General features: G+C 67.5%; 9 protein-coding genes. 7 read left to right on the forward strand and 2 right to left on the reverse strand.

Annotation, left to right across the window (positions count from 1 at the left end; translation table 11 throughout):
- Positions 1-16: 16 nt before the first annotated feature.
- Positions 17-823 (forward strand): ABC transporter ATP-binding protein, encoded by an 807-nt coding sequence (locus ACWEWT_RS11370; protein ID WP_452558227.1) that lies wholly within the window; start codon positions 17-19, stop codon positions 821-823.
- Positions 820-1,692 (forward strand): ABC transporter permease, encoded by an 873-nt coding sequence (locus ACWEWT_RS11375; RefSeq protein WP_452558228.1) that lies wholly within the window; start codon positions 820-822, stop codon positions 1,690-1,692. The genes ACWEWT_RS11370 and ACWEWT_RS11375 overlap by 4 nt, the downstream gene beginning before the upstream one ends.
- Positions 1,693-1,746: 54 nt before the next feature.
- On the opposite strand, the gene ACWEWT_RS11380 is transcribed toward ACWEWT_RS11375, so the two are convergent.
- The gene (locus tag ACWEWT_RS11380; RefSeq protein ID WP_452558229.1) at positions 1,747-2,523 is read right to left on the reverse strand and encodes an IclR family transcriptional regulator; all 777 of its coding nucleotides are present in this window, start codon (positions 2,521-2,523) and stop codon (positions 1,747-1,749) included.
- 227 nt (positions 2,524-2,750) lie between these two features.
- Here ACWEWT_RS11380 and ACWEWT_RS11385 point away from each other — a divergent pair, with 227 nt between their 5' ends.
- The 3 genes from ACWEWT_RS11385 to ACWEWT_RS11395 all read left to right on the forward strand — a co-directional run bounded on the left by ACWEWT_RS11385 (position 2,751) and on the right by ACWEWT_RS11395 (position 7,973).
- Entirely contained in the window at positions 2,751-4,808 is a 2,058-nt protein-coding gene (locus ACWEWT_RS11385) for a hydantoinase/oxoprolinase family protein (protein ID WP_452558230.1), read from the forward strand.
- Positions 4,805-6,538 carry a hydantoinase B/oxoprolinase family protein gene (locus ACWEWT_RS11390; RefSeq protein WP_452558231.1) on the forward strand — a complete coding sequence of 578 codons (1,734 nt, stop codon included), beginning with the start codon at positions 4,805-4,807 and terminating at the stop codon, positions 6,536-6,538. The genes ACWEWT_RS11385 and ACWEWT_RS11390 overlap by 4 nt, the downstream gene beginning before the upstream one ends.
- Before the next feature lie 109 nt (positions 6,539-6,647).
- Entirely contained in the window at positions 6,648-7,973 is a 1,326-nt protein-coding gene (locus ACWEWT_RS11395) for an aminotransferase class III-fold pyridoxal phosphate-dependent enzyme (RefSeq protein WP_452558232.1), read from the forward strand.
- A 116-nt stretch (positions 7,974-8,089) separates the two neighbouring features.
- Here the strand turns inward: ACWEWT_RS11395 and ACWEWT_RS11400 are convergent, their stop codons facing one another.
- Positions 8,090-8,890 (reverse strand): cupin domain-containing protein, encoded by an 801-nt coding sequence (locus ACWEWT_RS11400; RefSeq protein WP_452558233.1) that lies wholly within the window; start codon positions 8,888-8,890, stop codon positions 8,090-8,092.
- Between the two features lie 533 nt (positions 8,891-9,423).
- On the opposite strand from ACWEWT_RS11400, the gene ACWEWT_RS11405 reads away from it, so the two are divergent.
- Both ACWEWT_RS11405 and ACWEWT_RS11410 read left to right on the forward strand, forming a co-directional pair.
- Positions 9,424-10,737 carry a DNA/RNA non-specific endonuclease gene (locus ACWEWT_RS11405; RefSeq protein ID WP_452558234.1) on the forward strand — a complete coding sequence of 438 codons (1,314 nt, stop codon included), beginning with the start codon at positions 9,424-9,426 and terminating at the stop codon, positions 10,735-10,737.
- A gap of 93 nt (positions 10,738-10,830) precedes the next feature.
- Positions 10,831-14,469 carry an NACHT domain-containing protein gene (locus ACWEWT_RS11410; RefSeq protein WP_452558235.1) on the forward strand — a complete coding sequence of 1,213 codons (3,639 nt, stop codon included), beginning with the start codon at positions 10,831-10,833 and terminating at the stop codon, positions 14,467-14,469.
- The last annotated feature ends 55 nt before the right edge of the window (positions 14,470-14,524 follow it).

Raw genomic sequence — 14,524 nt, forward strand, 5'->3', positions numbered from 1 at the left:
GACAGGAGTGGAAACGATGACGACAGGAACAATGACCGCGAGCGGCGGAACCCGCACGGCCCCGGCCTTCGATATCACCGATCTCACGGTACGTTTCGGAAAGGGCGCCGCAGCGGTGACGCCGTTGAAGGAATTGTCCCTCGAAGTCCCGGACGGTCAATTCCTCTGCATTCTGGGACCTTCCGGACAGGGAAAGAGCACCCTGCTGCGGTGTATGGCCGGGCTCCAGGAGGCGACCTCGGGAACCATAAAAGCGGCTGGACGCGAGGTCACCGGGCCCACCGCCGATCTGGGCATGGTATTCCAGCAGGACGCTGTTCCGCAGTGGTTGCGCGTGCGCGACAACGTATCGTTCGGGCCGCGGATGCGTAAGGTCCCCGCGTCCGAATGGAAGCCGCGTGTCGAGCATTTCATCTCGGCGGTGGGCCTGACCGGCCGGGAGAACGCCTGGCCGAAAGAGCTCTCCGGTGGTATGCGGAAACGGGTCGCCATCGGCGCGGTTTTCGCCAACGATCCCGATATCCTGCTCATGGACGAGCCGTTCGGCTCACTCGACTATTTCACCAGGGCGACACTGCACACCACGCTGCTGGAGCTGTGGGTCGAGACGCGTAAGACCATCGTCTTCGTGACCCACGATGTGGACGAGGCGCTACTGCTCGCCGATCGGATCGTGGTGGTGACCGACGGGAAGATCGGGGCGGATATCGAGCTGCCGTTCGACCGGCCCCGCGACGACGGACTCCGGATGGATCCCGCGGCCGATGCGATCCGGCGCGGGCTGCTCGAGGTGCTGCGGGCACCGGCGAGGATGCAGTCGTGACGGCGGGTACGACACCGGCGACGACCCGGCGTCCGAGACTGGTGCTGCGCACCCGGGCCAGTGGATACAGCATCCTGATCGGGCTGGTCGCCGGACTGGCGATCTGGGAAATCGCGGCCCGGCTGGCGGCGGCGACCGACGCCCAGGCCGATCGGGTACTGCCTTCGCTGGTGACCATCGCGCGCGAGGGTTTCACCGGGCTCGGCCATTACTACACGGGCGGGCTCGGTGTCAGCGGGGCGGGTGACGGTGATCCCGTCTCCGCCACCGCCGCCCTGGTCTACAACGGCCTGATCACCACCGGGCGGGTGACCGCCGGACTGGCGCTCGCTGTCGCGCTCGGTATGGTCCTGGGCCTGTTGGTCGCGGCGGTGCGGCCGGTCCGGCTCGGGGTGTCCGGGGTGGCCGAGTTGATGCGGATGCTGCCCGCGCTCGCGATGGCGCCGCTGTTCACCCTGTGGTTCGGTGCGACCTCCACCGCCAGTGTGGTGTTCATCGTTTTCGCCGCCGCGTTCATCGTGCTGATCGCGGTGGTCAACGCGGTGGCGAATCTGGCGCCGGAACTCACCGAGTATCCGCGGACGCTGGGCCTGTCGAACCGGTCGCTGTACACCCGGGTGGTACTTCCCGCGATCCTGCCCGAACTACGCGGGCCGCTGATGTTCGCCGGACTCGTCGCCTGGACGAGCGTGCTGGCCTCGGAGATGTACGGTCTGCAATCCGGGCTGGGCTGGATGCTCAGCGATACGCTGCGCTTCTCGCTGATCGACCGGATGTTCGTCGTCGCCGTCGTGTTCTCGGCGCTCGCGCTGGCCACCATGAAACTCGTCGGGGTACTGGTCGGCCGGGTCACGAGGTGGAGTCCCTGACCCGGCCACTCCGGCGGTCCCGGCCGGGTATCACATCCGTCCGGGCCGGCCGGATCAGAACAGCGGCGCGCTCATCGGTAGCCGGACACCGATCGCCGCGGCCGTCTCGCGTAGTTCGGGCAGCCAGCCGAGCATACGGTCCTGGGATACGCGGAACACCGGTGCGGAGATACACAGCGCCGCCATGGTTTCCGCGCGACCGTTGCGCACCGGTACAGCGATCGCCCGGACCCCCGGATCGAACTCCTCGTTCGCGGTGGCGAAATCGTCCGCGCGCACCCGATCCAGTTCGGCGGTCAGCCGCGCCCGGTCGGTCACCGTGTTCGCGGTCCACGCGTCCAGGGTGATCTCCGCGAGCACCGCCGCCAGCCGCTCGGGATCGAGTTGGCCGAGCAGCACCTTCCCGGTCGAGGTCGCGTAGAGGGGTTCGCTCTCCCCTACCGACCCGCGGATACCGACCGCGTGCTCGGTGCCGATCTTCTCGATGAACAGTGCCCGGCTGTTGCTCAGCACCGACAGCTGGACCGTCTCCCCCGTCCGGTGGCGCAGTTCGCGCATCAGGGGCCGGGCCGTTTCGGCTATGGAGAGCACACCGGAGACCTTGGTGGCCAGTTCGAAAACGCGGACACCGAGACGGTAGGTCTTGTCCGAGGGATCGAAACTGACGAAACCGTGTTCGGCCATCGTATGCAGCAGCCGGTGCACCGTGCTGACGGCCAGTGCCGTGGAACGGGCTATATCGGTGGCCGTCGCGCCGCGTGGATGCTCCCCCAGGGTCTGGAGCAGGACGAGCCCCTTCGACAGCATTCCCTGCGATTCGGCGGGTGGCATGTTCCTCCTCGTGCTCGGCGGGTGGTATCGGGTCCGGTCGCCGAGCTGGTTGTTCAGCGAATCCAGGCGTTCGTTCAGTGGGAAAGTTTTCCGCAGAACAAGAACTTATTACACCGGAACCTCCCCTTCCAGTTGACCACCGGCAAACTCAGCACCTAATCTATTTCCATAGTACAGATTCTCTTTCTATCAGATGGAATCTCGGCGATTCGGACGAAGGGTACGACGTGAAGCGCATCGGTATCGACGCGGGCGGAACATTCACCGACGCGGTTCTCTGGGACGAGGAGACCGGGCTCGTCAGCAGCGCCAAAGTGAGCTCCCGCAGCGGTGACCCCGCGGCCGCGGTCCTCGCCGCCGCGGCCCGGGTGATCGAACTGGCGCCGGAGCGGGCGCGCGGTGATATCCGGGACCTCGTGCACGGCACGACCATCGGGACGAATCTGAGTCTGGAACGCAACGGCCCGCGCATCGCGCTGCTCACCACCCACGGGTTTCGCGATATCCTCGAGATCGGCCGCCTCACCCGGCCCGCGCACAGCCTGTACGACCTGCTCGATACCGGCCCCGCGCCGCTGGTGGCCCGCCGGGACCGTTTCGAAGTCGCCGAACGCGTCGACCACACCGGTACGGTGGTGACCCCGCTCGACGCGGACGCTGTCCGGTCCGCGGTCCGCACGATCACCGCCCGCGGAATCACCAGTATCGCCGTCTGTTTCCTGTACTCCTACCTCAACGATGCCCACGAACGCCGCGCCGCCGAACTCGTCCACGAGGTGGCACCGGAGCTCGCGATCTCCCTGTCCTGCGATGTCATGCCACAGGTGCGAGAGTACGAACGGACATCGACCACCGTGCTCAACGCCTACCTGAAACCCGTTTGCGCGCCCTACCTCGCCGAACTCGGTGCGCGGGTGCAGGATCGGCACCCCCGGATCCGGACCTGGATCATGCAGTCCAACGGCGGCGTGACCGCTCCCGACCGGGCCGCGCGGACACCGGTCAATCTCCTGCTGTCGGGGCCGAGCGGTGGGGTCGTGGCCAGCCGGCTGATCTCCCGGCAGACCGGACTGCGCAATATCGTCACCGTCGATATGGGCGGCACCAGTTTCGACGTCTGCCTGGTCTCCGATCACGAGATCCCGCTGACGACGACCTCCTCCGCACTGGACCTACCCGTTCAGATACCGACCGTCGATATCGAGACCATCGGCACCGGCGGCGGCAGTATCGCGCATATCGATTCCGGTGGGCAGTTCCAGGTCGGGCCCGCCAGCGCCGGGGCGTTTCCCGGACCCGCCGCCTATGGACGTGGCGGCGAGCAGCCGACGGTCACCGATGCCAATATCGTGCTCGGGATCCTCGCCGACGGCACGGTACTCGGCGACGATGTGGTGATCGACCGGGCCGCGGCGCTCACCGCCTGCGAACGACTCGGACGCGAACTCGGACTGTCCGGCGTCGAGACCGCTCTCGGCATCCGGCGGATCAGCACGGCGGCCATGGCGGGCGCGGTCCGCGCGATGAGTGTCGGCAAGGGCCACGATCCCCGCACCTTCGCGATGAACGCCTTCGGCGGTGCGGGCCCGATGCACGCCGCCGATATCGCGCGCGAACTCGCCATCCCCACCGTGATCATCCCGCCGGTGGCGGGGGTCCTGTCCGCGGTGGGGCTGGTCGTCTCCGATGTAGTGCACAACCACGCCACGAGCTTCCCGAATCGGCTCGGGCCCGCGGTGGAAGCGCCCCTCGCCGAGGTCTTCGCCACCTTGTCCCGGCAGGCCGCGGCGGATCTGGCCGCCGAGGGCGTGCCCGACGAGGGTCGCTCGCTCGTACTCGAACTCGATCTGCACTACGCGGGACAGAACACGGCGATCACCGTGCCGGTGGGTGATCCGTCCCGGCCCGGGTGGACCGCGACGGTCGCCGAATGTTTCCACGCAATGCACGAGAAGGCCAACGGATTCCGGGTCGACCACGAACCGATCGACACCGCCGTCGCCCGCGTCGCCGGAGTCGGCCTGCTCGGCGACCGCTCGCTCCCGGCGAGCGATATCACCACGCCGGCGCCGGCCGCGGCCACCGGAACACGGGAGCTGATCGTTTCGGCGACCGAAACTCTCACTGTCCCCCGTTATCTGCGCGAACAGCTGCGCCCCGGCGATTTCTTCGACGCCGCGGCCGTCGTCGATTCGGCCGATACGACCGTTGTCGTGCCCCCGGGATCGGTGACCCGCGTGGACGGCTACGGCAATCTTCTGATCGATCTGAAGGGCCAGGTATGACCACCACGCAGCAACCCACCCGCCTCGACCCGATCACCCTGTCGGTGCTCGATTCGGGTCTCCGCACCGCGGTGGCCGAGATGAAGGCCGTCGTCCTGCGCACCGCCTACTCCAACCTCTGGCGAGAGGCCGGTGATCTCTCGTGCGGCCTGCTCGACCCCGCCGGTGAAATCGTCGTGCAGGGCGTCGGCGATATACCGATCCACCTCGCGAGTATGGCGATGTCGCTGCGCGGCATCCTGGACCGGATTCCCGCCGAAACGATCCGGCCGGGCGATGTGCTCCTGCAGAACGACCCTTACCAGGGCAACAATCACATGCCGGATTTCTTCATGGCCAAGCCGATCTTCGCCGAGCACCGGATCATCGGCTTCGCCGCCGTTCGCGGCCACTATGTCGATATCGGCGGGCCGACACCCGGCAGCTACTACACCCTCGCCCGGGATATCCACGGCGAAGGATTGCGGATCCCACCCGTGAAGCTCTACCGGGCGGGTGAACCCAGTACCGAGATCTTCGACATCATCACCGCAAATGTCCGCAACCCCGCGGAACGGCTGGGCGATATGCGATCCCAGTACGCCGGATGCGTCGCCGCCGAACGCAGGCTGCTCGACTACTGCGAGCGGTACGGCACGGATACGGTCGAAGCGGCGATGGCCCAGGTCCTCGATATCAGTGAACAGCGGGCCCGGGCCGCGTTCGTCGAGATCCCCGACGGCACCTACGTATTCGAGGACGTCTGCGACGGTGACAGCTTCGATCCCGGGCCGATTCCGATCAAGGGCACGCTCACCGTCGCGCACGACGAGGTGACCATCGATTTCACCGGCTCCGCCCCGCAATCGCGGGGCGGAATGAACAGTCCACTCGGCGTGACCCATTCGGCGACGCTGTTCGCGCTGAAGGCGATCGCCGAACCCGGCAGCGCCTCGAATTCCGGCTCCTATCGGCCGGTCACCATCGTGGCGCCGCCCGGTTCCATCGTCAATCCCGGCGAACCCGCGCCCGTGGTCTCGGGTAATCACGAAACGTCCTCGCGGATCGCCGATGTGGTGCTCGGATGTCTGGCACAGGCCGTCCCCGCCCGGGTGCCGGCGGCGGGTACGGGTAGTGCCACGGTCCTGCTCGTCGGGCGGGAGGACACCGTCGACGACACCATCATGTACGAGGTACACGGGGCGGGTCAGGGTGGGAACGCCGGCGCGGACGGATCACACGCCCGGCGGACCAGTATCGGCAATACCGGCAACACCCCCAACGAACTGCTCGAACGCGCGCATCCGGTGCGCATCGTCGGCTACGGGTTGACGGTGGACGGTGGCGGCGCCGGGAAATACCGCGGCGGTAACGGCATCACCCGCGAACTGGAGTTCACCGAGAACGTCACCGTCACCATCGTCTCGGACCGGGATGTCAGCGCCCCCTACGGTCTGTCCGGTGGCGCCGCGGGTGCCCGGGCTCGATTCGTGCTCACCGCCCCCGACGCGACGGTGACCGAACTGTCCAGCAAGACACCGCCGATCAGTGTCCGCGCGGGATCGGTACTGCGGGTCCAGTGCGCGGGCGCCGGCGGCTACGGTGCCCCGGCCGAACGGCCACTGGCCGATATCCAGAGCGACCTCGACGACGGCTACATCACCGCGGCCGCGGCCGCTCGCGACTACGGAGTCACGATCCGGGTCGACCCGGATCGGGCGGACGGCGAACTCGTGGTCACCCGCCCCTGACACCGGGGCCGCCGCGACCGGGCCGGTCACGCCGACCCGGCGGCGGACAGGCCGTTCCGCGACCCTGCGCGGACGCCGACGCGGAAAGAACTCGACAAAGGATATGAGCATGCACGGAATGAGTCGCGGTAAGAATCTGATCCGGGCCGGAGGTAATTCCGGCGCGGCCCGTTCACCGGCACTGGTGGGCGGCAGCGGGGTGTACCTCGAGTACGCGGACGGGACGGTCCTGCTCGACGCGTCCAATACCGGTGGTCCACTCGGGCACGCGCATCCGGCGATGGTGGCCGCCGTCGTCGAAGCGGCCCGTTACCCGGTGGCGAGTGAAGGACAGCTGTGGGCCGAACGTGACGCGGCGGCCGACGAATTGGTCGATATCGCGTTCGCCGGCGAAACCGAGTGGATCGGCGGTGTGCGCTTCGGTCTCAGCGGTAGCGAGGTCAACGATATCGCCCTCTCCTTCGCCCAGGCCCTCACCGGGCGGGTACCGATCGTCGCCCGGGAACGGGCCTACCACGGTCTGGTCGGCCTCTCCCGCGATGTCACCCTGCAGCCGCAGTGGCACGGTGGCCTCTCCCTGCTCGACGGTGGTGTGCGCGCACCCGCCCGGACCACCGAGGTCAGGACCATCGCGGGACCCGACGGCGGTCTCTGGCGGGCCGCCGGCACCACCGCGCCGCGGCAACCGGACGAGCCGGAACTGGCGGGAGCGTTTCCGGGCGCCGCGGCGGTCATCATCGACTACACCCAGGGCGGGCGCTACTACGACGCGGAATACCAGCAGCGGGTGGCGGACGCGGCACGTGCCGCCGATTGTCTGTGGATCGCCGACGAGGTGGTCACCGGACTGGGGCGGTCCGGCAGCTGGTTCGCATTCCAGGGCGCGCCGAGCCGACCGGATCTGGTCACCATGGGTAAGCCCCTCGCCGGTGGCGCCGCACCGGCCGGTGCCGTAGTGCTGTCGAAACGAATGCTCGATCTGCTGCGAGCGGCGAAATGGCAGAACTACAGCACATTTCGCGCACATCCCCTGATGATCCACGCCGTACGCGCCCACCTGCGGGTAGTGCACACGGATGGGCTCGTAGACCGCGCCGCGGCGGGCGGGCGCCGGCTCGCGGGCGCACTGGTCGAACTCGCCGACCGGCACCCGTGCGTGGCACGGATCGCCGGACAGGGCCTGCACTGGACGGTGGAACTCCGTGGACCCGACTGGCACAGGTGGTTCTCGGATACCGGCCTCCCACAGCCTGCGGATCATGTGGTCGCCGTGGCCCGGTCCCACGGTGTCCAGATCGGGACCAGTGACGAGGCGGGTTCCCTGTTCATCGCTCCTCCACTGATCATCACCCACGCCGAACTGGACCGGATCGTCGAAGCACTCGACGCCGGGCTCACCGCCGCGGACGAATTGCTCTCCCGCGCGGCCGACTGAACCCGTTCGTCGGCCACGAGACGCAAACCGGCTGCCGCAGCGCCGCATCCGGACGACGGATCGACTCTCCGGCTGATCGCAAACGTTCTACAGCTCGGTGACCCCGGCGCGGGGGATCACGACGCCGAGTCCGTCGGATCGAAATCGGCGAAATCGAAGCCCGGCGAGACCACACAGCTGACGAGCACCTCGTCCGCAGCCCCCGCCAGCGGTTCCGCGCACTGCCACGAACCAGCGGGGACGAGCAATTGCGGCTGCTGGCCATCGAGCACGTCACCGCCGAGAACGTGGCGTTCGCAGGGGTCGGGCCGCGGACCGTCGCCGCCGAGTGTCAGGCCGAGGGGGAGGCCGGTGTGCCACAGCCACAGTTCGTCGGACCGCACCCGATGCCATACGGATCGCTCGCCGGAACCCAGCACGTAGTAGATCGCCGTCCCCGCGGCCCGTGCCCCCGAATAGCCCGCGGGAGTGAACGAGTGCGCACTGCGCCAGGTTTCGCGGAACCATCCGCCCTCGACATGCGGCAGCAGATCGAGGGATTCGACCAGCGGCGAGCGGCGGTCGAGGCTGATATAGGTGCCGCTGACATCCCTGCGCGCGTAGCGAATTCCGGTGATCGCGGCGCGATCGATCGGCCCGTGTACAGACGGGAACAGGAGCTTCTCGCTACCCGCCGCCGCGGAGCTCGCACCTTCGAAACGCACCGGTGCGCCGATCTTCGCCGGATCGAGTATCAGCGCGACCATGGGCTCGCTCTCGTCTCGATAGGACGTGTTCGCCATCTCCAGCATTGTCGCCTCGTCCGGCGCGCACCGGACGAAACCTTCGGTCGCCATCGATGCACCCGAAATGGCCCCACCGGGTGCCCGGAGGTCCGACAGGCGCGACAGGTGGACGATCAGATCACTGGGCACCACCCGAACCTACCCGTACAGCCCGACGAGAGTCGCCGCTGTCACCCGACCAACCGGGTTCGCCTTCGGTCCGTCGGCGGTTACGGGGTCTGTTGTCGGCCCAGCGAATGCATCGGCATGAATCGTATCGACGACCGGCACATATGCGCCCCGGGGCCGAGGACCGGGCACGCGGGTAGGTCCGTGGCCCGGTTCGGGTATCTCGCTACTCGCGACCGACCGGTCCCGTCGTGGAAACATCGAGTTGCGCAAGAACCAACGGATACGCGCCTTTCCCAGGAAGGTTCTTCTCGGCGGCGGATACGACCCGGCGTCGTTCCCGGGGGAGCGCGGGCGATATTTCACGTCGACCGTCCCCGAGGGTTGACGTCGTGCCCGACCTCATCGCCCAGGAACTTCTGTTCCGATCCGAGTTGCGGGGCAGCAGCGCCTGGTGCGACCGGGCCGGCCGTAGCCGGATTTCGACCGGCTTCCGACCGACCCGACCGCGGTCCGAACGGAGTTCTGCCGAACCCGGACGTCGCAAAGGAACCGTTATGGCAACCGAGAACGGTGTCACCCAACCGTCACCCCGCGACAACGATATGTTGTCGGCCGCCCTGCACAGATACATCCGCGCCGAGGGCGTCGAGTTCCTGAATGATCCGAACATCTCATCGATCGGCGTGGGCTACAAGATCACCGACGGGAACCCGACCGGTGATATCTCGCTGCAGTTCACCGTCGACGCCGAGGTCGGGCCCGATGCCCTCGAAGCGCTCGAAACCACCCGGATCCCGAAGTCGATCGAGGTGGAGGGGCTGACGATAACCACTGACGTCCTGCAGCGCGGCCACGAGCCGTCGTTCCGGGTGGTCGGCGAAGCGACATCACCCCGGTCCGAGGTGCGCCTCGATCCGGTCGCCCCCGGCACAAGCGTCGCCGATACCGAGCTCAGCGCCGGCACGATCGGTTCCATCGTGTACGACGAGTACGACGGCACTCCACCGGTGTCGAGCGATCGGCATGTGCTGCAGCAGTATCCGACCGCCGCGGTCGGGGCGGTCCGAACCGGATACGATCCGAACTTCCTCACCACCCGGATCGGAACCCCCACCGTCGACCCCGCCGTACACGACGACCTGTTCGTCCTCGACGGGTCCGAGATCATCCCGTACACCCATTTCTCGCTGGTGCTGAGCAAATCGCGACGCTTCGCGCGCTGGGTGGGGTGGAATATCGACGGCGGCTCGCTGAAGCGGATCAACCGCTCCGGAATCGAATTCGTCGAGGATCCACGGATACCGGCCGAATTCCAGGTCGGTAACGAGCTCTATCGTGCCAACCGCGTCGACCGCGGGCATATCGCTCGGCGCGCCGACCTGCTGTGGGCCACACTACCGGAAGCGCAGCGCGCGAATACCGATTCGTTCTTCTTCACCAATATCACTCCGCAGATGGACGACTTCAACCAGAGCAGACGCAACGGGGTATGGGGACAACTCGAGGATGCCGTGTTCGCAGACGTCGATATCGAGGACTTACGGGTCAGCGTGTTCGGGGGGCCGGTGTTCCGGGAGGACGACCGCCTCTACCGCGATATCCGGGTGCCGCGCGAATTCTTCAAGATTCTGGCGTTCGTCGAGAACGGCGAACTGAAGGCGCGCGGGTTCCTGCTGACGCAGAACCTGAACCAGCTCGAAGCGCTCGAACTCGACGAGTTCCGCGTCTACCAGGTCGCGATCGCCGAGATCGAGACCCGAACGCGGGTGCGCTTCGACGAGGAGCTCCGCGAGGCCGGGACATTCACGGCGCCGGAAGCGATCGAGCAGCGGCAACCGCTGGATGCGCCCACCGATATCCGGTGGTGAAGAAGTTGCCGACAACACCGTCGTCTGCCGACCGGCTTCCGAACCGAAGCCGGTGCCGGATACGGCGACGGTCATTCGAGAAACGATGATCCTGTGCTCACTGCATGGTTGCGACGGCCACCGGTCGGGGTTGCCCTGGCCGGAGTGGCCGGGCTTCTCGTGTGGGTCTGGTTCGCCTCCGGCTGGGAAACCCTCGGCAAAGTCGCGGGCCTGACCACCGCGCTCATCGGCGTGTTCAGTGCGGTAGTCGCGAGGTGGCCGTGGCGGCAAGCGTCGGCAGTCGACGCCGACGCCGCGCTGGAGGCGTTGGCCGCGGCAGTGCGTGACCAGTGGCAGAGCGAGGAGAAATTGCGGCGGCTGGCCGACCCGCGGCCGCTGCCCCTGCGCTGGGAGAGGTGTCGCCGTGACGGGGTGATGGACTACTGGGAAGCGATCCGGGGTATCGAGGGCGGCGACGCCCCGATCGAACTCGGCGGGCGCCTCGAGGAGATCGTCGAGGTGTTCGAGCGGATCCCCTCCCGGCGGTTGGTGGTGTTGGGCGAACCGGGCGCCGGCAAATCTGTGCTGGCGATGCACTTCGTCCTCTCCGCGGTGCGCCGTCGGAGTGCCGGGGATCCAGTCCCTGTGTTGTTTCCGGTCGCGTCGTGGAACCCACGCACCGCGCGTCTGACGGCGTGGATGGAGACACGATTGTGCGTGGACTATCCACTGCTCGGCGGCCGCACCGCCACTGGGCACACCGTGGCGCACGATCTGGTGGCCCGGGGCCGGATCTGGCCGGTGCTCGATGGGCTCGACGAAGCCCCCGAACAGGTTCGCCGCGAAGTGATCACGGCGGTCAATCGCACCCTGGCCGCCGATGACCCGCTGTTGTTGACCTGCCGGTCGGCGGAATACGAGGCGGCGATCGACGCCGCCGGTGACGTCGTGACCGCCGCGGCGGTGATCGAGCTGACCCCGCTCGATCTCGAGGAAGTCGTATCCTATCTGCGGATCACCACCGCACCCGGGCGCGGAGCGGACAAGTGGGATCCGGTTTTCACGCACCTGCACACGCACCCGCGGGATCGGCTGGTCTCGGTGTTGTCGACGCCGTTCATGGCCTCCTTGGCCCGGACGGCCTACAGCGACAGGCGCGCCGACCCCGGTGAATTGCTCGATACCGTCACCTTCGATACCCCCGCGACCATCGAAGCCCATCTCCTCGACCAGTTGATCCCCGCCAGCTACGAGGCAGAACCCACGCCCACAGGGAGCGACGGCGACGGCGCGGCCGACGCCGAACGCCGGATGCGGTTTCTGGCCGGCGCTCTCGGGCAATGCGGTGATCGAGACCTCGCGTGGTGGGAGCAGCACCTGGCCATCCCCTCACCGATGTTTCGTGTGGTCTCCGGGATCATCGTCGGAACAGCCGTGGCGGCGGTGGCAGCGGTGGCGGCGTTCGCGACCCGTGACTTCTCGGCGGTGAGTTGGGGAGACGGCGTCGAGCACGCGGTGCGGCTCGGGTTCCTCGCGGCTGTCATCGTCGGCTTCCTGGATCCGGTATCGCTCGATCGCGCCACGCCGAGTTTCCGCCGCCGAGCAGGGCGTTTCACCGTGATCACAACCCTCGGAGCCGGTATCGCGCTCATCACCGGCGCACTGACCTACCGGGCGGGAACCAGCGAGGTCAATACGACACTGCACAACGCCATCGACAATGCCATCGCGGTGACACCGATGTATCTGCTGCTCGGGCTCGTCGCAAGCTTCTTACGTGTCCCCGAAGTGGCGGAGCCACGGAACGATCTCCGCACGCGACTCATCCGCACGGCGCGTATCACCGCGGTCGTCGCGATCGTCTTCGGACCGACAGTCGCAGTCGGCGCCTTCGTCGAGCAGGTTCTGTTCGAGCACGACACATTTCGCCACGGACTTCTCGTCGCGGTCCGGGAGTGGCTGATCGTCGGGCTGCTCGCAGGAATCAGCTCGGCGATCGCGGTACAGGCCGGTCGCCGGCTCCTGCGACCGGTCTTCGCCGCGGGACCGGAGCGGACGCCGGAACACCGACTGCGGATCTTCGCCGCGATCACCGTCACCATGATCGGCGCACTCGCGGGCGCGGCGTTGCTCCCGGCGGTACGGGACCTGTTCGGTATCGGACAGGGCGGATGGGAATCGGTGCGGATCAAGGTGACCGACAGCGTCCAATTCGCTCTCGGACCGGCGGTGATCGTGGGATTCCTACCCTGGGAGTCCCGGCCGATGACGCTGCAATTGCGACTGCGCGGCCGGATCCTTCGCCTGCTCACCGTCACCACGATCGCCGGGGCCATCGGAGCGGCGACGCTCTCGTTCGCACTCGACTTCACCGATGTCGGCGAAGAGACGTGGTACTGCGTGGTCGTCGGTCTGCTCTTCGGTACCGCCGTCGCCGTCCTCGCGGTCGCCCTGGATCGGCCTGTTGCACTCGACCGGCCGATCGGACCATCGGCGTCGTTACAGCTGGACCGGAGAGCGGCCGTGCTCTACAGCCTCGCTTACGCCGTCGCCGCCGGTGCCGCGACCTGGCTGCACACCGCGATCAACCCGAGTACGACCCTGGGCGCCGAGTACATCGGTGTGTTCGCGGCCGGACTCTTCGTGATGTCCTACTTCCTCACCGCCTCCGGCCGCCACACGATCGCGTCGACCTGGTTGTGGGCGGCCGGGCGGATGCCGCTGCGGGATATGGCCTTCTACCGCGACGCGCACCACCGCGGAATGCTGCGCCAAGTCGGCAGCGTCTACCAATTCCGGCATGCCCTGTTGCAGGACCGACTCGCCGCCGGCATCCACCGCACCGCTCACCACGACCGCGCGAAAGCCGCACTCGTACTCGTCACCGCCATGACCGTGGTGCTGTCGACCGGCGCTGTGCTCGGGTACCACGCGCACGAGCGCCTCGCCACGCTCATGCGCACCAACGCGACGGTGCTTCCGTTCCCGGACGTGGCCTATCCCGCCGGCATCGCCGTCGACCACTCCGGAACCGTCTACGTGGCCGGCCTGCCGTTCCAGAACCTCGCCGACCCCACCGCGGAGAACTCCACCGCCGGCCGACTCTGGCGACTGAGGAAAGACGCGACCACACCGGAGGAGATCCCGATTCCCGACCTCGGGCTCGCGCTCGCCCTGGCCGTCGACCGAGCCGACAACCTCTACATCGCCGACAGCGAGCGGCATTACGTGCTCGAGCTGAGGCCGGAATCGGCGACCCCGACCGTATTGCCGTTCCCTCGCCTGGGAAACCCGGCCGGTCTGGCCGTCGGCACGACAGGCGACGTTCACGTCTCCGACAACGACACCGGACAGATCTGGAAGTTGCCGTCCGGCTCGACGAACGCGACCGCACTGCCGTTCCCGGAGCTCGACCACGCCACCGGTGTCGCCGTCGACTCCGCGGGCACCGTGTACGCGGCGGAAGCCGGCCGCGATCGTGTGCTCGCGTTGCCCGTCGGCTCGACCGCACCCACGACGTTGCCGTTCCAGGACATCGACAAGCCGTACGGCCTGGCCGTCGACGCGGCCGACACTCTCTACGTCCTCAGTTCGAACAACCGCGCGGTGAAACTTCCCGCTGGATCGTCCTTTACCGAGACCGTGCCCTTGACCGGTCTCAACAAACCGGTGGGCATCGCGATCGATGAGTCGCGCAGCCTCTACGTCACCAACCCCCACGACAACCGGGTCCTGAAACTGCCGGTGCCCTGATACCACGATCCATACCCCCGCTACCGCGGCTCGCCGCGGGCCGCGAATTGTGCAC

It is taken from the genome of Nocardia sp. NPDC003963 (assembly GCF_053605105.1).

What these genes read in the sequence shown, in the direction of transcription:
- ACWEWT_RS11395 (WP_452558232.1), top strand. Translation starts at nt 6,648, where the DNA reads ATGCACGGAATGAGTCGCGGTAAGAATCTGATCCGGGCCGGAGGTAAT.
- ACWEWT_RS11380 (WP_452558229.1), bottom strand. Translation starts at nt 2,523, where the DNA reads ATGCCACCCGCCGAATCGCAGGGAATGCTGTCGAAGGGGCTCGTCCTG.
- ACWEWT_RS11370 (WP_452558227.1), top strand. Translation starts at nt 17, where the DNA reads ATGACGACAGGAACAATGACCGCGAGCGGCGGAACCCGCACGGCCCCG.
- ACWEWT_RS11390 (WP_452558231.1), top strand. Translation starts at nt 4,805, where the DNA reads ATGACCACCACGCAGCAACCCACCCGCCTCGACCCGATCACCCTGTCG.
- ACWEWT_RS11405 (WP_452558234.1), top strand. Translation starts at nt 9,424, where the DNA reads ATGGCAACCGAGAACGGTGTCACCCAACCGTCACCCCGCGACAACGAT.